This window comes from Pseudomonas sp. R-28-1W-6 (assembly GCF_009799925.1).
Taxonomy (GTDB): Bacteria; Pseudomonadota; Gammaproteobacteria; order Pseudomonadales; family Pseudomonadaceae; genus Aquipseudomonas.
In genome coordinates this window covers 23337-42584 of record NZ_WELK01000012.1, presented here as the reverse complement: position 1 = coordinate 42584, position 19248 = coordinate 23337, and the positions used below count along the sequence as shown (strand labels likewise).

Sequence of the window (19248 nt, the reverse complement as noted above, 5' to 3'; positions counted from 1 at the left end):
GTGGGGAACGAGGGCCGCGGATGTTACGGAAATGCGTGCGGGCCGGCCAGTGATTGGCCGGGCCGCGCGTGAACCAGACCGGCGCATGAGTGTGGCGGCCAAGCGGAACGTCATCCCTCCTGCTCACGTAGGGTGCGCTGCGCGCACCGGGGATATCTGCGGGCTTTCTGGTGCGCACGGCGCACCCTACGGCAGATCCGCCACAGGCTAATGTCCCTTCCCCGCCATCACCTAGCTGACTAGTCGCTGCTCTCGGTCGCCGGATTGGCGCGCTGCATCTGCTCATGCACCGTGCGTTCCTCCACACGCGGGTCGAGGGCGGCCGATAGCGGCGAGCTGGTCATGTTGTCCGGCACGGCCACGTGCTGCAGCGGGGCATTCTCCACCGGCTGCATGTGCTTGATGGTGTCCGGGCGCACGCGAAAGATCAGGATAAATGCACAGAAGCAGACGAAGGCATAGAGCATGTTCGGCCCCAGCTCGCGCATCAGCAGCCCCGCGGTCAGCGGCCCCAGGCAGGCACCGATGCCGAAGGTCACCAGCAGCATGGCCGTCAGCGAAACCCGGTGCTCGGCCTCGATGTAGTCGTTGGAGAACGCCACGGCCAGCGGGTACAGGCTGAACTGCAACAGGCAGAAGACAAACCCCAGGGGAAACAGCAGCTCCAGCGGCAGCTCGGTCAGGATCGCCAGGGGCAGACTGGCCAGGGTCAGCAATACTGCGCAGTTGCGGATCAGCGCGCCGCGATCGTAGCGATCCGACAGCCAGCCCAGCGGCCACTGCACCAGCAGGCCGGCGAGGATGCAGCTGGCCATGAACAGGCCGACCTGCAGGGTGCTCAGGCCCATGCGCGAGGCATGCAGCGGCGCCAGGCCATAGAAGGAACCGATGGCCAGGCCCGAGACCAGGATGGTGGTCAGCGACTGCGGCACCCGTCTGATGAAGAACAGCGGTTCCAGCGCCACCGGCTGCATCGGCGCCGGGTGGCTGCGGCGAGTCATGGCCACCGGCACCAGGCACAGGGTGAAGCACAGCGCCACCAGCATCAGCAGCTCCAGGCCCAGCGCCGGATGCAGCACCAGCGTGAGCTGGCCGAGCATCAGGCCGAGGTAGCAGGCGATCATGTAGCCGGAAAACACCCGCCCGCGCTGGCTGGCCTGGGCCTGCTCGTTCAGCCAGCTCTCGATCACCATGTACTGGCACATCATGCCCAGGCCCACCAGCGCGCGCAGCACCAGCCAGGCCGGCAGCCAGTCGATCAAACCGTGGCCGAGCACGGCGGCGCCGACCACGCCCGAGCTGGAAACGAAGGCGCGCATATGGCCGACCCGGGCGATCAGCCGATGGCCGACCTTGCCGCCCAGCACCAGGCCCAGGTAGTTGGCCGCCATCAGCGCGCCGATCCATGCGGTATCGACCTTGTCCGCCGCCAGACGCAGGCCCAGGTAGGTGCTCAACAGGCCGGAGCCGATCAGCATCAGCAGGGTGGCGAAATACAGTGAGCGAAACGACTTCCAAATACTGGTCATGGACTGCTCGATGGTTCGATCAGGGAGAGCCTGGGAAACAGGCCGCACAGGCTTATCGGGGATGGACTGGAGTATGGTTCAGTCAAGCAAAAGACAGGGGCTGGACATTGCCGAAACCGACAGCCCATGAACTGAGACCGCCAGGGGCACGGACAGCGTCACAGCTGAGGCGACTCAGCACACTTTTATTCAGAAATGCTACTCGATTGGCCTAACCAGAAAATCGAGTAAAGTGCTCAATCAAAGTCTCTAGCGAATGGCTTTCGGGCGAAGAGTCTTTATTCAGCAACCTCTCTCATAAAAAGGGAAACCATGAGCCTCAAGGACTTCGAAACTGAACTGCAAACGGCGCAGACTGCTTGGGAAGCAGTTATGGATTTACTCAGCCAGAGCCGGTACGACTTCGAGAAAACTCGTCCAATTTTTAACCAGCAGTCCTTTACCATATTCACTCATCGAGTCCGCTTGGTCTTTGAAAGCTTGCTGGCGATGCTCCCAAGCAAGGAAGGTGACATCGAAGCGGCTGTGCTTGGCGGCCGGCTCAGAGATCTGCGCCCTAACATTCAAGGATTTATAAGTCAGGTTGACTCTGTTCTCTCTCAAATGAGGCAGAACTGGCGCGAGAAGACATCAATTCGGGATAGCAACGAACACTTTTCTTGGCAGCTTTTTGAAGACGAGCAGCACTATGCCAACCTTGATCTGACTAACAATTTCTCACAACTGAACGCCTTTACCGATGCCTTGTTAGGAGTTGTGGGATCCACGCTACCACTCACCAAAGCTAAGAGTGTCAATGATCTGTCCAAGAGGGCGGAAGCTCTTGGAAAGGTCATACGAGAAACAGAGTCACTTCGCAAGCAGGCTCAAGCTTCCGCCGCCGCCACAGAAGTTAGTGCCGAGCATGCTGCTGGTAGCGCGAAAGAAGCCAAAGACGCCGAGACAGAGATCAATGTTTCACTAGCTGCAATTCGAGCATTACAAAGCCAAGCCAGTACCGATGTTGGTGCTGTTGCAAGCCTTATCGAGCAGATCAAGACCACTGGCGCCAATGCCGGTGCTTTGGAGAGCCTAATCTCAGACTATCAAGTTAAGTTCAGCGCCTTCCAGAAGCAGCTTGAAGACCGAAATACTGAATTCAAAAAGTTTCAGCAAGAGCGAGAAAAGATCGAGCAGACTTTAGGGGAGCGGGAACAGGAAATTATACGGCTGACCCAATTAGCGGACGTCATGATATCTGGCGCCACAACAGCAGGGCTCGCGAAAAGCATGGAAGACACTCGAGTACGCTATGAAACGCGAATGAATACTGCTAGACGCGGATTCTATATCGCCGTCATGTTGCTGATTGCGTCCTCATTGCCGCTGGCTGCGCATCTTCTTCCCGGCCTTTTTGGAGGTTGGATTCCGACTATGGACGCCTCGGCAGAAGGAAGTCCTTACGCGGTGCTGGGCAAGTTCATGCTGCTATTGCCGGCAACTTGGCTAACTGCATTTTTTACTAAGTCTTATGCCGAGCTTTTTCACCTTGAACGTGAGTATGCTCATAAGGCAGCCCTAGCAATGTCTGTTGATGGTTTCAAACGACAGGCACCCGGATTCGAGCAAGAAATTACGGCTGAGGTCTTCCTAGAGATCCGCAATAACCCAGCAAAAGGTCAGCCTGTGGAGCCTGCATCGCACCCGCTGTATGACGTTTTAAGCAAAGCTGTAGGTAAGGTGCTCGATAAAAAGACGGAAGGCAAAGAATGACGCTCGACAGTATTCAGCCAAGAAATGTCGGGTGGGTACAACCCGCTTGCTGACCTAGGAGGAGTTGCAGCAAGTAGCCTGGATACCTGCACGGTGGAAAACGCTTCGTGGTTTTCCACCCTACGCGGCCCCGGCAACTCCGTAGGGTGAACAACCTTTACTTGTCCGCCAGCTTTTCGACAGACAGCGCTGGGTCGCTATCTGCTCTCTGGCTATCTCCAGCGCCGGTCAGCGTGGCAATCCTCAGATCGGCGGCGCCGAGCGCAGCATTACCGACTTCAGGGCGAAGGCCGACTTGATTCCGGCGACGCCAGGGATGCAGGTCAGGGTGTGGGTGAGGAAGGCCTGGTAGGCGGCCAGGTCCTTGACCACCACGCGCAGCATGTAGTCGGCGTCGCCGGTCATCTGGAAGCAGCTCATCACCTGCGGCGCCTCGACGATGCGCTCCTCGAAACGGGCGAGGTAGTCGCCGGTCTGCTTTTCTAAGGAGACCGAGACGAACACGCTCATCGCCCCGGACAGGCGTTCCTCGTCGAGGCGCGCAAAATAGCCCTGGATGTACTGCTCGTCCTCCAGGCGACGCACCCGGCGCAGGGTCGGGGTCATCGACAGGCCGACTTTCAGGGCCAGGTCGCGCCAGCTCATGCGGCCGTCTTCGGCCAGGGCGCGGAGGATTTTCAGGTCGATGCGGTCAAGTTCGGGCATGGCGGCATGCTTCTACGATTATTGGTTTTATTAGCTCAAACATACTAATACAGCCGAGCAAAACTAGTGACTTTGGAGCAAAAAACTAGCAGTCGAAGCATATACTGAAATCACAAGAACAACGACGAGGGCCTCACCATGAGTGATGTCACGCACACCCGCCTCCCCTGCCGCACCCACCGCGCGCATGCCCTTTGCGCCTCCGTTCAGCCTGCCCGGCTGCATCCGCCCAGTCCGCCACGCTGATTCGCTGCTGATCCGTTCCCGATCACTTTTGGCTGGAGGCAACATGACTGACTACGCGCCCTTGCGCCTGCACGTGCCGGAGCCCACCGGGCGACCGGGCTGCAAGACCGACTTTTCCTACCTGCACCTGTCCGCCGCCGGCACCGTGCGCAAACCGGCCATCGACGTGGAACCGGCCGCGACCAGCGACCTGGCCTACAGCCTGGTGCGCGTGCTCGACGAGCAGGGCAACGCCGTCGGCCCGTGGAACCCGCAGCTGAGTAGCGAGCAACTGCTGCGCGGCCTGCGCGCGATGCTCAAGACGCGCATCTTCGACGCGCGCATGACCACCGCACAGCGGCAGAAGAAGATGTCTTTCTATATGCAGTGCCTGGGCGAGGAAGCCATCGCCACCGCGCACACCCTGGCCCTGCAGGACGGCGACATGTGTTTCCCGACCTATCGCCAGCAGGGCATCCTGATCGCCCGCGACTACCCGCTGAAGGAGATGATCTGCCAGCTGCTGTCCAACGAGGCCGACCCGCTCAAGGGCCGCCAGCTGCCGATCATGTATTCCAGCCGTGCGTACGGCTTCTTCTCCATCTCCGGCAACCTGGCCACCCAGTTCATCCAGGCGGTGGGCTGGGCCATGGCCTCGGCGATCAAGGGCGACACCAAGATCGCCTCGGCCTGGATCGGCGACGGCGCCACCGCCGAGTCGGACTTCCACACCGCCCTCACTTTTGCCCACGTCTACCGCGCGCCGGTGATCCTCAACGTGGTCAACAACCAGTGGGCGATCTCCACCTTCCAGGCCATCGCCGGCGGTGAAGGCACCACCTTCGCCAACCGCGGCGTGGGTTGCGGCATCGCCTCGCTGCGGGTCGACGGCAACGATTTCCTCGCCGTCTACGCCGCTTCGCAGTGGGCCGCCGAGCGCGCCCGGCGCAACCTCGGGCCGAGCCTGATCGAGTGGGTGACCTACCGCGCCGGCCCACACTCGACCTCGGACGACCCGTCGAAATACCGCCCGGCCGACGACTATTCGCACTTCCCGCTGGGCGACCCGATCGCCCGCCTGAAGCAGCACCTGCTCGGCCTGGGCATCTGGTCCGAGGCGCAGCACGAAGCGCTGCACAAGGAACTGGAGGCCGAAATACTGGCCGCGCAGAAGGAGGCGGAAAGCCACGGTTCGCTGGTCGACGGCCACGTCTTCAGCGCCGCCAACATGTTCGAGGATGTCTACAAGGAGCTGCCGGAGCACCTGCGCCGCCAGCGCCAGGAGTTGGGGGTATGACCGCCATGAATACGCAACACGAGAACAGCCAGGCGGTCACCAGCATGACCATGATCCAGGCGTTGCGCTCGGCGATGGACGTGATGCTGGAGCGCGACGACAACGTGGTGGTGTTCGGCCAGGACGTCGGCTACTTCGGCGGCGTGTTCCGCTGCACCGAGGGCCTGCAGCAGAAGTACGGCACCTCGCGGGTGTTCGACGCACCGATCTCCGAGAGCGGCATCATCGGCGCCGCCGTCGGCATGTGCGCCTACGGCCTGCGCCCAGTGGTGGAGATCCAGTTCGCCGACTACGTCTACCCAGCCTCCGACCAGCTGATTTCCGAGGCGGCGCGCATCCGCTACCGCTCGGTCGGCGACTTCACCGTGCCGATGACCGTGCGCATGCCCTGCGGCGGCGGCATCTACGGCGGGCAGACGCACAGCCAGAGCCCGGAGGCGATGTTCACCCAAGTCTGCGGCCTGCGCACGGTGATGCCGTCCAACCCCTACGACGCCAAGGGCCTGCTGATCGCCTGCATCGAGAACGACGACCCGGTGATCTTCCTCGAACCCAAGCGCCTGTATAACGGCCCGTTCGACGGCCACCACGACCGCCCGGTGACGCCCTGGTCCAAGCACGCGGCCAGCCAGGTACCGGAGGGTTACTACAAGGTGCCGCTGGACAAGGCCGCCATCGCCCGCCCCGGCAACGCGCTGACCGTGCTGACCTACGGCACCATGGTCTACGTGGCCCAGGCCGCCGCCGAGGAAACCGGCGTGGATGCCGAGATCATCGACCTGCGCAGCCTCTGGCCGCTGGACCTGGAGGCCATCGTCACCTCGGTGAAGAAGACCGGGCGCTGCGTGATCGCCCACGAGGCCACGCGTACCTGCGGCTTCGGCGCCGAGCTGATGGCGCTGGTGCAGGAGCACTGCTTCCACCACCTGGAGGCGCCCATCGAACGGGTCACCGGCTGGGACACGCCCTACCCGCACGCCCAGGAATGGGACTACTTCCCGGGGCCGGCGCGGGTCGGCGCGGCATTCAAGCGCGCAATGGAGGTCTGAATGGGTACCCATGTGATCAAGATGCCTGACATCGGTGAAGGCATCGCCGAAGTCGAGCTGGTGAAGTGGTATGTGCAGGTCGGCGAGACCGTCAGCGAGGACCAGACCCTGGCCGATGTGATGACCGACAAGGCCATGGTGGAAATCCCCTCGCCGGTGGCCGGCACGGTGCTGGCCCTGGGTGGCACCCCGGGCCAGGTGATGGCCGTCGGCAGCGAACTGATCCGCCTGGAAGTGGCCGGCGCCGGCAATGCCAAGGCCAGCGAGCCCGCGCCCGGCGTGGCGCAGCGTACCGAGCCGCCAGCTGCTGCCGAGCCGGTCAAGGCCGTGGCTGCGCCGCCCGCCCCCGCTGCCCCGGCGCGCCCGGTCGCCAGCCCGGCACCCACCCCGAGCGTACGCCGTGAACCAGGCGAGAAGCCGCTGGCCTCGCCGGCCGTGCGCCAGCGCGCCCGCGAGCTGGGCATCGAACTGCAGTTCGTCACGGGCAGCGGGCCGATCGGGCAGATCCGCCACGAAGACCTCGATGCCTACCTGAGCCGTGGCCAGAGCGGCATGCCGCGTGCCAGTGGCTATGCCGCGCGCCACGACGAGCAGGCCATCCCGGTGATCGGCCTGCGCCGCAAGATCGCGCAGAAGATGGCCGAGGCCAAGCGGCGCATTCCGCACTTCAGCTACGTCGAGGAAATCGACGTGACCGACCTGGAAGCCCTGCGCGCGCACCTGAACGCCAAGCACAGCCAGCAGCGCGGCAAGCTGACCCTGCTGCCGCTGCTGATCCGCGCCCTGGTGGTGGCGCTGCGCGAGCATCCGCAGCTCAACGCCCGCTATGACGACGAGGCCGAAGTGGTCACCCGCTACGGCGCGGTGCACGTGGGCGTCGCCACCCAGAGCGACAATGGCCTGATGGTGCCGGTGCTGCGCCACGCCGAGTCCCGCGACCTGTGGGGCAATTCGGCGGAGATCGCCCGCCTGGCCGAGGCCGCGCGCAGCGGCAAGGCCCAGCGCGACGAGCTGTCCGGCTCGACCATCACCCTGAGCAGCCTCGGCGCCCTGGGCGGCATCGTCAGCACGCCGGTGATCAACGCGCCGGAAGTGGCCATAGTCGGGGTCAACCGCATGGTCGAACGGCCGGTGGTGATCAACGGCCAGATCGTCGTGCGCAAGATGATGAACCTGTCCTCTTCCTTCGATCACCGGGTGGTCGACGGCATGGACGCGGCGGCTTTTATCCAGACCGTGCGCGGCCTGCTCGAACACCCCGCCAGCCTGTTCCTGGAGTGAGCCTGTGAAACAGAACCAGACCCTCGAAACCACCCTGCTGATCGTCGGCGGCGGCCCCGGCGGCTACGTCGCCGCCATCCGCGCCGGCCAGCTGGGCATCCGCACCGTGCTGGTGGAAGGCGCCGCATTGGGCGGTACCTGCCTGAACATCGGCTGCATCCCGTCCAAGGCGCTGATCCATGCCGCCGAGGAGTTTCTCAAGACCCGCGAGTACGCGGCCCATTCGCCCCTGGGCATCCAGGTGCAGGCGCCGCGTATCGACATCGCCCGCACCGTGGCGTGGAAGGACGGCATCGTCGAGCGCCTCACCAGCGGCGTCGGCGCACTGCTGAAGAAGCATGGCGTGGAAGTCGTCCAGGGCTGGGCGAGCATCGTTGATGGCAAGACCGTCGACGTCGCGCTCAGCGGTGGTGAGCAACGTCGCATCCATTGCCAGCACCTGCTGCTGGCCGCCGGTTCGAAGTCGGCAGAATTGCCGTTCCTGCCGCTGGGCGGCAACGTCATCTCCTCCACCGAGGCCCTGGCGCCGAAGACCCTGCCCAAGCGCCTGGTGGTGGTCGGCGGCGGCTATATCGGCCTGGAGCTGGGCACCGCCTACCGCAAATTGGGCGTCGAGGTAACGGTGGTGGAAGCGCAGCCGCGCATCCTGCCGAGCTATGACGAGGAGCTGACCAAGCCCGTCGCGGCCGCGCTGCGCAAGCTAGGCGTGGAACTGTACCTGGGCCACAGCGTGCTGGGCCTGGAACCAGACGGCCACGGTCTGCGCGTGCGCGACGATCAGGGCGCGCAGCGGGTGATCGAGGCCGACCAGGTGCTGGTCGCCGTCGGCCGCCACCCCAACACGGCCGGCTGGAACCTGGAAAGCCTGGGCCTGGAGATGAACGGCCGTGCGCTGCGCATCGACGAGCAATGCCGTACCTCGATGCGCAATGTCTGGGCCATCGGCGATATCGCCGGCGAGCCGATGCTGGCGCACCGCGCCATGGCCCAGGGCGAAATGGTCGCGGAAATCATCGCCGGCAAACGCCGCGCCTTCACCCCCACGGCGATCCCGGCGGTATGCTTCACCGACCCGGAAGTGGTGGTGGTCGGCCAGTCACCGGATCAGGCCAAGGCCGCCGGGCTGGACTGCATCGTGGCCAGCTTCCCCTTCGCCGCCAACGGCCGCGCCATGACCCTGGAGTCCAGCGACGGCTTCGTGCGTGTGGTGGCGCGCCGCGACAACCACCTGATCCTCGGCTGGCAGGCGGTGGGCAAGGCGGTGTCGGAGCTGTCCACCGCCTTCATCCAGTCGATCGAGATGAACGCGCGCCTGGAAGACATCGCCGGCACCATCCACGCCCACCCGACCCTCGGCGAAGCGGTGCAGGAAGCGGCGCTGCGGGCGCTGGGGCATGCCTTGCATATCTGAACAGAGAACCTCGTAGGGTGCGCCGTGCGCACCAGAGGCCCGCACGCAATCGGTGGTGCGCACGGCGCACCCTGCGAGATTGTGGTTTACCCACCCGCCCGCTTAACCGCCACCAACCAGGCCGGATCGAGGCGGCTCTGCTCCAGCTCCAATCCCTGCGCCTCCATGTTGGCGCGGTGCTGATCGATCTCGCGCAGCATCTGGCTGATTTCGCCGGTGTTGCCGTCCAGCTGGTGCATCTGCGTCACGCCCAGGTGGTAGAAGCGCAGCAGCTTCATCGCCGTCGGGTCGCCGGCCGCCACCCCGCTTTCGACATGGTGCATGACGTTGGTGATGCGCATCAGGTTGCGCTTGAGCTGCCAGCCATACACCGCCGGCGCCATCCACGGCAGCGCCCACAGCTTGAAGCGCACCAGCGCGATGGTCAGCCCCAGCCCGGCCAGCACGCCGATCAGGTTCCAGCGAAAATTGTCGCCGCCGGCCGTGCCGAACAGCTGCACCAGCAAGGTGGACAGCAGCAGGGCCAGGCCCACGAAGGTGGCGGCGATCACCAGGGTGATGCGCCGGGTTTGCCGGCGGTAGTCTTCGGGGTTGTGCGGTTTGATCTCGAACATGAGGGCGGTGCGGCTCCGGGGCAAATGGGGGACAGGCCGCGCATTATCACCCCTAAGCGACACATAGATGCAGCTCAGGCTTCGGATAATGGCCGGCAACGCTGGCGAGCCCGCCTCGATATCACCAAAGCTTTATGCGCCTATCGCCACTCGTTTCTAGCCCACGCCCGAGGGCGGCCAAGGGCTGGCTTATAGTTTTTGAGTGGGTTGTCTCGTCTTCTGCCCATGGCCGATCGCCTGCGATTCGAACCGAACATCGAGTTCCTTCCACCATCGTTTCAGGAGGTGCGTATGTTGTTCGCCGTCAGTTACAAGACCCGGGGCACCATCACCGAGGATACCGCTGGCCGCTCGCTCAAGTTGTTCGCCAACTGGACGCCGCCTGCCGGTTACGTGTTCAAGGCCCACTACACCAACGCCGATGGCAATGGCGGCCTGGCCCTGGTCGAGATCGACTCGGCTGCCGCCGCACTGGAAGTGCACAGCGCCTGGACGCCGTTCTTCGAATTCACCACGGTGCCCATCCTCGAGATCGAACAAGCCATGCAGATTCACGCCAAAACCAGCAGCTGGCGGGCATCGGTGAAATAGCCGCGATCAGGACGCCAGCCTGCTTGCCCGGCCGCATTCCTGCGCTGCGCGAGGGAGTGGGCCTTTGCCCAGCCACTTCAAGCGGAGACCGGAAGGCCCTGCCCGCTGGCTGCCAAGAGCGGCAAGGTGGCGCACCGCCGATTCACTCGGCCAGATAGTGCTGCACGATCCGTGCGTAACTGCCGTCCGCCACCAGCTGCTCCAGGGCGACGCCGTAGCGCCGGACGAACTCCGGGCTGGTGGTTGCCTTGCTGAAGGCCACCTCGGCGGCCTCGCTGGAAACCACCACGGCCGTCGCCTTGATCCGCTGGTCGAGGCCCAGCTGGTGGATCTCGTAGCCACCGGTGTGCTCATCGGCGATCAGGCCGTCGATGCGGCGCCGCTCGAGCATCCGCCAGAGGTTGTGGCGGCTGGCGTTGAACGACACCCGCGACGCGAAGGCCTCCCGGCTCATCAGCTGCTGATAGTCATCACCGTAGGCCACGTTGATCTGCGCGCCGAGGCGAAACGGGGTGTCCTGCAATTCGAGCAGATGGCTGACCGGCCAGCGCGCCAGGGCGTCCCGGTGCATGAACAGGATATTGCGCGAAGGCGGCAGCACCTTGCCGGAAAAGTGGGCGTAGACCTCGCGCTCGGGCTTGCGGAAGGCGCCGGACAGTACATCCAGACGCCCCTGCTCCAGCGCCTTGAGCGCCCGCGCCCAGGGCAGCTTGACCAGGCGGGTCTGGCATCCCAGGCGCGCCAGTGCCGCGCGGTTGATGTCGACATAGATACCGGCGACCTCGCCACTGGGCAGTAGCATGCTGAATGGCGGGTCGTCGTCCCAGCGCAGGGTCTTCTCACAGGCCAGCACTGCGCCGGGCAGGAGCGTCAGCAGGAGGAGAAAGACTTTCGAATAGCTGCTGTGCGGCTGGGACAAGGCTCCTGCAACGGCTTTATCCAAGATCATCCCTCATGGCCGATTCGGCGGGCTTTGCCTGAGTCTAGAGAAAGAGCCCGGTGCCCGAGCAGATTTTCCGCAAACGCTGCGCCACCGGGGTGGGAAAGCTGGCAAACGACAGCGGCCATCCCCGGAAAAGAGCAGGCATGGCCGGCATCAGGCCTCCACCGCAGCCCACTGCTTGCTCAAGCGCTTGTCCGACACCGCCATCCTGGTCCCCAGCTGCTGGGCGAACAGCGACACGCGGTATTCCTCCAGCATCCAGCGATACAGCGTCAGGTTGGCGTCGCGCTTGCCCTCCTGGCCGTGCTTGGCCAGGCGTGCCTGGTACTGCTCCCAGTAGCCAGCCAGCTCGCCGGCCCAGACGCGGTCGCGCTGCACCTGGCCGGCGATCTTGTCCAGGCGCTGCTCGATGGCCTTGAGGTAGCGTGGCACTTCCTTGAGCCACTCGCCCGGGGTTTCGCGGACGAAACCGGGATACACCAGGTTGGCCAGCTGCGCCTTGATGTCGTTGAGCGCCATGGCCTGGGCCAGGTCGATCTTGCCCTTGAAGCGCTTCTGCAGGCCGTGCCACAGCTTGAGGATTTCCAGGGTCAGCTTGGCCAGGCGCTCGGCGTGGTCGGCCCAGGCGCCGCGCTTTTTCTCGGCCAGGGCGGCCAGGGCGGCGCCATCGCGCGGCAGGCTCGTCTCGCCGTCGAGGATGCAGCCGTCGAGGCTGGCCAGGAGGATGTCCTCGACCAGCGCCTCGACCCGGCCCAGGTCGCGATACAGCAGGCCCAGGTCGGTCAGCCCCGGCAACTTGTTACGCAGGAACTTGGCGGGTTCGGCCAGTTGCTGCAACAACAGGCGTTGCAGGGCGCGGCGGTGCTGGTAGTCGGCTTCGGCCTGGGTCGGGAAGCGGCCTTCCTTGACCACCCCGCCCTCCTCCACCAGCGCCGGGAATACGGTCATGGAGAGCCCGGCGATCTTCTGCTGGGTCTTCTCGGCGACTTCGGCGAACGCCTTGGCCTGCACCGGCTGCTGCGCCTTGTCGCTCTGCGGGATGGCCAGGGCGGCCTGGCTGGCTTCGGCAAAGCGCGCGCACAGCTCAGCCAGGTCGCGGCCCTCGCCGAGGAACTTGCCGCGGGCGTCGACCACCTCCAGGTTCATCTTCAGGTGGCTGTCGACCTGCGCGGCGGCTTCGCTCCAGGCTTCCTCGGAGACCCGCGCCCCGGTCATGCGCTGCAGTTCGCGGCCGAGGCTGTCCGCCAGGCTGCCCTGGGCGAAGGTCAGCTTGCTCAGCGCGGCGCCGACGAAGTCCGGCACCGGCACGAAGTTCTTGCGCAGGGCCTTGGGCAGGTTGCGCACCAGGGCGATGGCCTTGGCCTCCAGCAGGCCGGGCACCAGCCACTCCAGGCGCTCGGGAGGCAGTTGTGGCAGCAGCGGCGCCGGCACGCGCAGGGTCACGCCGTCGCGCGGGTGATTCGGCTCGAAGTGGTAGGTCAACGGCAGTTGCAGCTCGCCGATATGCAGGATGTCAGGGTACTGCTGCGCGGTGACTTCCTTGGCATCACGCGCCAGCACGTCTTCCTCGCGCATGATCAGCAGCTGCGGGTTCTTCGCGCTCTCGCTCTTGTACCAGTGCTCGAAGGTGGCAGCCTGGTTGATCTCCGCCGGGATGCGCGCCTCGTAGTAGGCAAACAGGGTTTCCTCGTCGGCGAGGATGTCGCGGCGCCGGGCCTTGGCTTCCAGCTCGTCGAGCCGCTCCAGCAGCAGGCGGTTGGCGTTCAGGCACTTGGCGCGGCTGTTGATTTCGCCACGCACCAGGCCTTCGCGGATGAACAGCTCGCGCGAAGCCACCGGATCGACCGGACCGTAATGCACCGGGCGGCGGCCGACGACGATCAGGCCGTACAGAGTGACCTGCTCGAAGGCCACCACCTGGCCGCGCTTCTTCTCCCAGTGCGGCTCGAAGTGGTTCTTCTTGATCAGGTGGCCGGCCAGCGGCTCGATCCAGTCCGGCTCGATCTTGGCCACCTGGCGGGCGAACAGCTTGGTGGTTTCCACCAGCTCGGCGGCCATCACCCAGGTCGGCTTCTTGCGCCCGATCACCGAGGACGGATGAATCCAGAAACGACGCTGGCGCGCGCCAAGGTAGTCGCCATCCTCGGTCTTCTGGCCGATCTGGCTGAGCAGGCCGCTGAGAATGGCCTTGTGCACGGCGGCGTAGCCCTTGGCGCGCTGGGCCGCTTCGCTGGCCTCGGCCTGCTCGCGGGCGATGGCGTTGACCTTGGTGTCGGTGGTCGGGCTTGGCGCGCTCTTGTGAGAGGGGCCTTGGCCGCGACCAGCTGCTTGCGGGCCCGCATCGCGGCTGAAGCCGCTCCCACCCGGCGTTTGCAGCTGCAGCTCGCGGGCGATCAACACCAGCTGACGATGGGCGTCGCGCCATTCGCGCAGGCGCATGTAGTTGAGGAAGTTCTTCTTGCACCAGTTGCGCAGCGGGTTGCTGCCCAGCTCCTGGCGCTTCTCCTCGAAGCCGCGCCACAGGTTGATCAGCGCGGCGAAGTCGGAGTCCACATCCTTCCACTGCGCATGGGCCTGGTCGGCGGCCTGCTGGCGGTCCATCGGCCGCTCGCGCGGGTCCTGCACGGACAGCGCGGCGGTGACGATGAGGATCTCGTCCAGGCTGCCGAGCTTGGCCGCCTCCAGCACCATGCGGCCCAGGCGCGGGTCGATGGGCAGGCGCGCCAGCTGGCGGCCGATGGGCGTGAGCTGGCTGTCGCGGTCGACCGCCGAGAGCTCCTGCAACAGGTTGAAGCCGTCGCTGATGGCCTTGCCATCCGGCGGCTCGATAAAGGGGAAAGCCTCGATGCTGCCCAGGCGCAGATGGAGCATCTGCAGGATCACCGCAGCCAGGTTGGTACGCAGGATTTCCGGATCGGTGAAGGCCGGCCGGCCGAGGAAATCCTCCTCGCTGTACAGGCGCACGCAGATGCCCGGCTCGACCCGCCCGCAACGGCCCTTGCGCTGGTTGGCGCTGGCCTGGGAGATGGCCTCGATGGGCAGGCGCTGGACCTTGGCGCGGTAGCTGTAGCGGCTGATCCGTGCGGTGCCGCTGTCGATCACGTAGCGGATGCCCGGCACGGTCAGCGAGGTCTCCGCGACGTTGGTGGCCAGCACTATCTTGCGTCCGCTCATGGGCGCGAAGATCTTCTGCTGCTCGGCCGGGGTCAGCCGCGCGTACAGCGGCAGCACTTCGGTGAAGCGCAGGTTGGCCTTGCGCAGCGCCTCGGCGGCATCGCGAATCTCGCGCTCGCCGGGGAGGAAGATCAGCACGTCGCCGGGGCGCTTGCCCTCGGCCTTTTCATGGGCGGCGATCTCGTCCAGCGCGGCGAGGATGCCCTGGTCGACGGTGAGGTCATCCAGCAGGCTCTCGCCCTCCTCGTCCACCTCGGCGGCCAGCGGGCGGTACCAGGTGTCCACCGGGTAGGTGCGCCCGGAAACCTCGACGATCGGCGCATCCGGAAGGCCGGCCCCGCCGAAGTGCTTGGAAAAGCGCTCCAGGTCGATGGTCGCCGAGGTGATGATCACCTTGAGGTCGGGGCGGCGCGGCAGCAGGGTTTTCAGGTAGCCGAGGAGGAAGTCGATGTTCAGCGAACGCTCGTGGGCCTCGTCGACGATGATGGTGTCGTACTTTTCCAGGTAGCGGTCGTGCTGGGTCTCGGCCAGCAGGATGCCGTCGGTCATCAGCTTGATCAGGCTGCTGTCCTTGCTCTGGTCCTCGAAGCGCACCTGGTAGCCAACCAGCTCGCCGAGCGGCGTGCCGATTTCCTCGGCCACCCGGGTGGCCACGCTGCGCGCGGCCAGGCGGCGCGGCTGGGTGTGGCCGATCAGGCCGTGCACGCCACGGCCGATCTCCAGGCAGATCTTCGGCAGCTGGGTGGTCTTGCCCGAGCCGGTCTCGCCGGCGATCACCAGCACCTGGTGCTCCTGCAGCGCCTTCTTGATCTCGTCGCGCTTGGCGGCGATCGGCAGGCTGTCGTCGTAGCGCATGACCGGCACGCTGCGCTTGCGCGCCTCGACCTTGGCCACGGAGGCCTGGAAACGCTCCAGCCACTGCGCCTGCTTGGCCTCGTCCGGCTGCTTGCGCAGCTCGTGCAGCTGGCGGCGCAGACGATGACGGTCGGCCAGCAGGGCCTGGTCGAGGTTGTTCAGCAGGGTGTCGATGGCGGGCGTTGCGTCTGTCATGGCGGGGACTTGTCGGAGAACGGCAGGGCTGCGTCGGCGCGCGACGGCAGCGGAAATGGAAGCCGGCGATTGTCGCAGATTGCCGCACCGCTCGGGAAACCCCGGCGTGCGGCAGCATTCTCGGCGCGCACCCGGCAAGCGGATGAACGCTGAGCGCGGCTAAAGATCGGCGGCCTCGATCCGCTACAGTGAGTAGCGCAGCCTCGCCACAACCTTGACTGGCATCAACCGCACGCGTGCCGCACTGCGGCAGAGTATGGCCAAATGCCAGTCAGTTACCCAAAGAAGTCGAATATGGGCACATGGATTCGTAATCTCTCGCTGAAATACAAGTTCTGGGCGGTCAATCAGGTGGCCTTCGTCACCACCCTGCTGCTGGTGCTGTTCGCCATGCAGCAGGAACAGCAGGGCCTCACCGACGCCGCCCGCGACGCCGCCCAGGCGCGCGCCAACCTGCTGGCCGCCTGGCCGCAGGACCAGCAGTTGCCGGGCGACGCCCAGGCGCTGCGCTTCGCCAGCGGCAGCCAGCCGAACCTGGCCGGGGTGGATGGCGCCGCGCTGGCCAACGGCCGTGGCTGGGTCGAACTGGAGCACGATGGCCTGTGGGGCGACAGCCCCGTGGTCGGCGCCTGGGTGCAGGATGCCGCGAGCGGCCAGCGCCTGGCCGTGCTGGCCCGTGCCCCGAGCCTGCAGCAGGTGTTTCAGCAACGGGCCGGGGCCTATGCCCTGGCCGTGGCGGTGCTGATGCTGTTGCTGCTGGGCGCCTCGCAGCTGCTGATCCGCTTCATCCTCAGCCACCTGCACGCCCTCAAGGACACCATGCAGCACGTCGAGCGCAGCGGCGACCTGTCGGCCCGCGCGCAGAGCAACAGCCAGGACGAAGTGGGCCAGATGGCCAACGCCTTCAACGCCATGCAGAGCGGCTACCAGCGCGTGGTCGCCACCGTGGCCCAGGCCGCAGCCAGCCTGGACGACGGCGCCAAGCGCCTGGAAGCCAGCATGACCCAGGTGCGCAGCGGCATGCTCGGCCAGCAGAGCGAGACCGACCAGGCCGCCACGGCGATCAACGAGATGTCCGCCACCGTGCACCACATCGCCCAGCACGCCGCCGACACCCGCGACCAGTCCACCGAGGCGGACCGCCTCAGCGGCATCGGCCTGCAGGTGGTCGAGCGCGCCAGCAGCGCCATCGCCAATCTGTCCCAGGGCGTGCAGCAGACCGCCGAGATGATCCAGAAACTGGCCGAGGACAGCCAGACCATCGGCGGCATGGTCAACGTGATCCACGGCATCGCCGAACAGACCAACCTGCTGGCGCTCAACGCCGCCATCGAGGCCGCCCGCGCCGGCGAGATGGGCCGCGGCTTCGCCGTGGTCGCCGACGAGGTGCGCAACCTGGCCAAGCGCGTGCAGGACTCCACCGACGAGATCACCCGCATGATCAGCAACCTGCAGGCCGGCAGCCGCGACGCCGTGGAGTTCATGCGCGAAAGCTCGCTGAAGGCCGACCACTGCGTGCAGGAAGCCGGCGCGGCCGGCGAGGCCCTGGGCAACATCGCCCAGGCCGTGGCGCTGATGCGCCAGAGCAACACGCAGATCGCCGTGGCCGCCGAGCAGCAGAGCCAGGTGGCCGAGGAAATGACCCGCTCGGTGGTCGGCATCCGCGACGTCACCGAGCAGACCGTGCAGCAGACCCTGGCCTCGGCCAGCACCAGCGCCGAGCTGGTCGGCCTGGCTGCCGAACTGGGCAAGGCCGTGGGCAAGCTCAAGCTCTGAGCGGGGATGATGTGGGGTGCGCACGGCGCACCCTACCGGTAAAGCACTCCGCAGAAACGACAAAGCCCCGCCGAAGCGGGGCTTTGTCATTGCGGCGCAGGCATCAGGCCTTGGCGGCGATCTTCTTCAGCTCTTCGTCACGCAGCTCGCGACGCAGGATCTTGCCGACGTTGGTGGTCGGCAGGCTGTCGCGGAATTCCACGGAACGCGGCACCTTGTAGCCGGTGAGGTTGGCGCGCATGTGCTCCATCACCTGCTCCTTGGTCAGGCTTTCGCCCGGCTTGACCACCACGAAGACCTTGATCGCCTCGCCGGACTTCTCGTCCGGCACGCCGATGGCGGCGCACAGCAGCACGCCCGGCAGGGTCACCAGCACGTCTTCCAGCTCGTTCGGGTAGACGTTGAAGCCGGATACCAGAATCATGTCCTTCTTGCGGTCGACGATGCGCATGAAGCCGTCGGCCTGGATCACCGCGATGTCGCCGGTCTTCAGCCAGCCATCCTTGTCGAGGATCTCGTCCGTGGCGTCCTGGCGCTGCCAGTAGCCCTTCATCACCTGCGGGCCCTTGACGCACAGCTCGCCACGCTCGCCCATCGGCAGGTCGTTGCCGGCGTCGTCGATGACCTTGCACAGGGTCGAGGGCACCGGGATGCCGATGGTGCCGATCTGGATGTTCTGGAACGGGTTGACCGATACCACCGGGCTGGTTTCGGTCATGCCGTAACCTTCGCAGATGGCGCAGCCGGTGACTTCCTTCCAGCGCTCGGCCGCGGCCAGTTGCAGGGCCATGCCGCCGGACAGGGTCAGCTTCAGGCCGGAGAAGTCCAGCTTGCGGAAGTCTTCGCTGTTGCACAGGGCGACGAACAGGGTGTTGAGGCCGACGAAGGCGCTGAACTTCCAGTTGCCCAGTTCCTTCACGGTGCCCGGCAGGTCGCGCGGGTTGGTGATCAGGATGTTGTGGTTGCCGGTGAGCATCATCGCCATGCAATGGAAGGTGAAGGCGTAGATGTGGTACAGCGGCAGCGGGCAGATGACGATCTCGCAACCTTCGTTGAGGTTGGAGCCCATCAGCGCCTTGGACTGCAGCATGTTGGCGATCAGGTTGCGGTGGGTCAGCATCGCGCCCTTGGCCACGCCGGTGGTGCCACCGGTGTACTGCAGCACGGCGACGTCGCCGTTGCTCGGGTTGGCTTCCTTGACCGGCTTGCCGCGGCCCTTGGCCAGGGCCTCGTTGATCTTCACCGCCTGCGGCAGGTTGTAGGCCGGCACCATCTTCTTCACGTGCTTGACCACGAAGTTGACCAGGGTGCGCTTGAGCAGCGGCAGCAGGTCGGCGACTTCGGTGACCACCACGTGCTTGATGCCGGTCTTGGGCAGCACTTCCTCGGCCAGGTGGGCCATGTTGGCCAGGCACACCAGGGCCTTGGCGCCGGAGTCGTTGAACTGGTGCTCCATCTCCCGCGCGGTGTACAGCGGGTTGGTGTTGACCACGATGAGGCCAGCACGCATGGCGCCGAATACCACGACCGGGTATTGCAGGACGTTGGGCAGCTGCACGGCGATGCGGTCGCCAGGCTGAAGGTCGGTGTGATTCTGCAGATAGGCGGCGAACGCGCCGGACAACTCGTACAGCTCACCGTAGGTGAGTGTCTTGCCCAGGTTGCTGAACGCAGGCTTGTCGGCAAAGCGTTGGCAGGACTGTTTCAGTACGGCCTGAATATTGGGGTACTGATCGGCATCGATCTCGGCAGCGATCCCGACTGGGTACTTGTCCTTCCAGAAGTTCTCGGTCATGGAAGCCTACTCCTGAGCAACAGCTTATTTACACCACGCGAAGGCGGTTAATTATT

Annotated in this window: 13 protein-coding genes and 1 pseudogene; 8 read left to right on the top strand and 6 right to left on the bottom strand. The window is 65.3% G+C overall.

What is annotated here, in order from left to right; genetic code table 11:
- Positions 1-239: 239 nt before the first annotated feature.
- Positions 240-1529: an MFS transporter gene (locus tag F3I62_RS17625; RefSeq protein WP_160490950.1), complete on the bottom strand. Its 1290-nt coding sequence runs from the start codon at positions 1527-1529 to the stop codon at positions 240-242.
- A gap of 312 nt (positions 1530-1841) precedes the next feature.
- Here F3I62_RS17625 and F3I62_RS17620 point away from each other — a divergent pair, with 312 nt between their 5' ends.
- On the top strand, positions 1842-3281 hold the full coding sequence (locus F3I62_RS17620) for a hypothetical protein (RefSeq protein WP_160490949.1): 1440 nt from the start codon (positions 1842-1844) through the stop codon (positions 3279-3281).
- Positions 3282-3524: 243 nt separating this feature from the next.
- On the opposite strand, the gene F3I62_RS17615 is transcribed toward F3I62_RS17620, so the two are convergent.
- The gene (locus F3I62_RS17615) at positions 3525-3986 is read right to left on the bottom strand and encodes an Lrp/AsnC family transcriptional regulator (protein WP_160490948.1); all 462 of its coding nucleotides are present in this window, start codon (positions 3984-3986) and stop codon (positions 3525-3527) included.
- Positions 3987-4275: 289 nt separating this feature from the next.
- Here F3I62_RS17615 and F3I62_RS17610 point away from each other — a divergent pair, with 289 nt between their 5' ends.
- The 4 genes from F3I62_RS17610 to lpdA are packed head-to-tail and all read left to right on the top strand — an operon-like array spanning position 4276 to position 9249.
- Positions 4276-5508, top strand: coding sequence for a 3-methyl-2-oxobutanoate dehydrogenase (2-methylpropanoyl-transferring) subunit alpha (locus F3I62_RS17610; protein ID WP_160490947.1), 1233 nt, complete (start codon positions 4276-4278; stop codon positions 5506-5508).
- Complete coding sequence (locus tag F3I62_RS17605; RefSeq protein WP_160490946.1) at positions 5505-6557, top strand: alpha-ketoacid dehydrogenase subunit beta; 1053 nt, start codon at positions 5505-5507, stop codon at positions 6555-6557. The genes F3I62_RS17610 and F3I62_RS17605 overlap by 4 nt, the downstream gene beginning before the upstream one ends.
- On the top strand, positions 6558-7838 hold the full coding sequence (locus tag F3I62_RS17600; protein WP_160490945.1) for a dihydrolipoamide acetyltransferase family protein: 1281 nt from the start codon (positions 6558-6560) through the stop codon (positions 7836-7838).
- Positions 7839-7842: 4 nt separating this feature from the next.
- A complete protein-coding gene (lpdA, locus tag F3I62_RS17595; RefSeq protein ID WP_160490944.1) occupies positions 7843-9249 on the top strand; it encodes a dihydrolipoyl dehydrogenase in 1407 nt (468 codons plus the stop codon).
- Between the two features lie 86 nt (positions 9250-9335).
- On the opposite strand, the gene F3I62_RS17590 is transcribed toward lpdA, so the two are convergent.
- Positions 9336-9863 carry a DUF3087 domain-containing protein gene (locus F3I62_RS17590; RefSeq protein WP_160490943.1) on the bottom strand — a complete coding sequence of 176 codons (528 nt, stop codon included), beginning with the start codon at positions 9861-9863 and terminating at the stop codon, positions 9336-9338.
- Between the two features lie 291 nt (positions 9864-10154).
- Between F3I62_RS17590 and F3I62_RS17585 the strand changes: the two genes are divergently transcribed.
- Positions 10155-10454: a DUF3303 domain-containing protein gene (locus F3I62_RS17585; RefSeq protein WP_160490942.1), complete on the top strand. Its 300-nt coding sequence runs from the start codon at positions 10155-10157 to the stop codon at positions 10452-10454.
- 142 nt (positions 10455-10596) lie between these two features.
- On the opposite strand, the gene F3I62_RS17580 is transcribed toward F3I62_RS17585, so the two are convergent.
- A complete protein-coding gene (locus tag F3I62_RS17580; protein ID WP_256667810.1) occupies positions 10597-11397 on the bottom strand; it encodes an ABC transporter substrate-binding protein in 801 nt (266 codons plus the stop codon).
- A gap of 153 nt (positions 11398-11550) precedes the next feature.
- The gene (gene hrpA / locus F3I62_RS17575) at positions 11551-15621 is read right to left on the bottom strand and encodes an ATP-dependent RNA helicase HrpA (RefSeq protein ID WP_160490940.1); all 4071 of its coding nucleotides are present in this window, start codon (positions 15619-15621) and stop codon (positions 11551-11553) included.
- Between the two features lie 264 nt (positions 15622-15885).
- Here hrpA and F3I62_RS20605 point away from each other — a divergent pair.
- Both F3I62_RS20605 and F3I62_RS20600 read left to right on the top strand, forming a co-directional pair.
- A pseudogene (locus F3I62_RS20605) lies at positions 15886-16527 on the top strand (HAMP domain-containing protein); the annotation flags it as partial.
- Positions 16513-17397: a methyl-accepting chemotaxis protein gene (locus tag F3I62_RS20600; protein WP_372240152.1), complete on the top strand. Its 885-nt coding sequence runs from the start codon at positions 16513-16515 to the stop codon at positions 17395-17397. The pseudogene F3I62_RS20605 and the gene F3I62_RS20600, both read left to right, overlap by 15 nt.
- A 103-nt stretch (positions 17398-17500) precedes the next feature.
- On the opposite strand, the gene fadD1 is transcribed toward F3I62_RS20600, so the two are convergent.
- Entirely contained in the window at positions 17501-19192 is a 1692-nt protein-coding gene (gene fadD1 / locus F3I62_RS17565; RefSeq protein WP_160490938.1) for a long-chain-fatty-acid--CoA ligase FadD1, read from the bottom strand.
- Positions 19193-19248 lie beyond the last annotated feature (56 nt).

Excerpts from the sequence above, each read along its gene's own strand:
- F3I62_RS17625 (WP_160490950.1), bottom strand. The coding sequence starts at position 1,529 with ATGACCAGTATTTGGAAGTCGTTTCGCTCACTGTATTTCGCCACCCTG.
- F3I62_RS17620 (WP_160490949.1), top strand. The coding sequence starts at position 1,842 with ATGAGCCTCAAGGACTTCGAAACTGAACTGCAAACGGCGCAGACTGCT.
- F3I62_RS17615 (WP_160490948.1), bottom strand. The coding sequence starts at position 3,986 with ATGCCCGAACTTGACCGCATCGACCTGAAAATCCTCCGCGCCCTGGCC.
- F3I62_RS17610 (WP_160490947.1), top strand. The coding sequence starts at position 4,276 with ATGACTGACTACGCGCCCTTGCGCCTGCACGTGCCGGAGCCCACCGGG.
- F3I62_RS17605 (WP_160490946.1), top strand. The coding sequence starts at position 5,505 with ATGACCGCCATGAATACGCAACACGAGAACAGCCAGGCGGTCACCAGC.
- F3I62_RS17600 (WP_160490945.1), top strand. The coding sequence starts at position 6,558 with ATGGGTACCCATGTGATCAAGATGCCTGACATCGGTGAAGGCATCGCC.
- F3I62_RS17590 (WP_160490943.1), bottom strand. The coding sequence starts at position 9,863 with ATGTTCGAGATCAAACCGCACAACCCCGAAGACTACCGCCGGCAAACC.
- F3I62_RS17585 (WP_160490942.1), top strand. The coding sequence starts at position 10,155 with ATGTTGTTCGCCGTCAGTTACAAGACCCGGGGCACCATCACCGAGGAT.
- hrpA (WP_160490940.1), bottom strand. The coding sequence starts at position 15,621 with ATGACAGACGCAACGCCCGCCATCGACACCCTGCTGAACAACCTCGAC.
- F3I62_RS20600 (WP_372240152.1), top strand. The coding sequence starts at position 16,513 with ATGGCCAACGCCTTCAACGCCATGCAGAGCGGCTACCAGCGCGTGGTC.
- fadD1 (WP_160490938.1), bottom strand. The coding sequence starts at position 19,192 with ATGACCGAGAACTTCTGGAAGGACAAGTACCCAGTCGGGATCGCTGCC.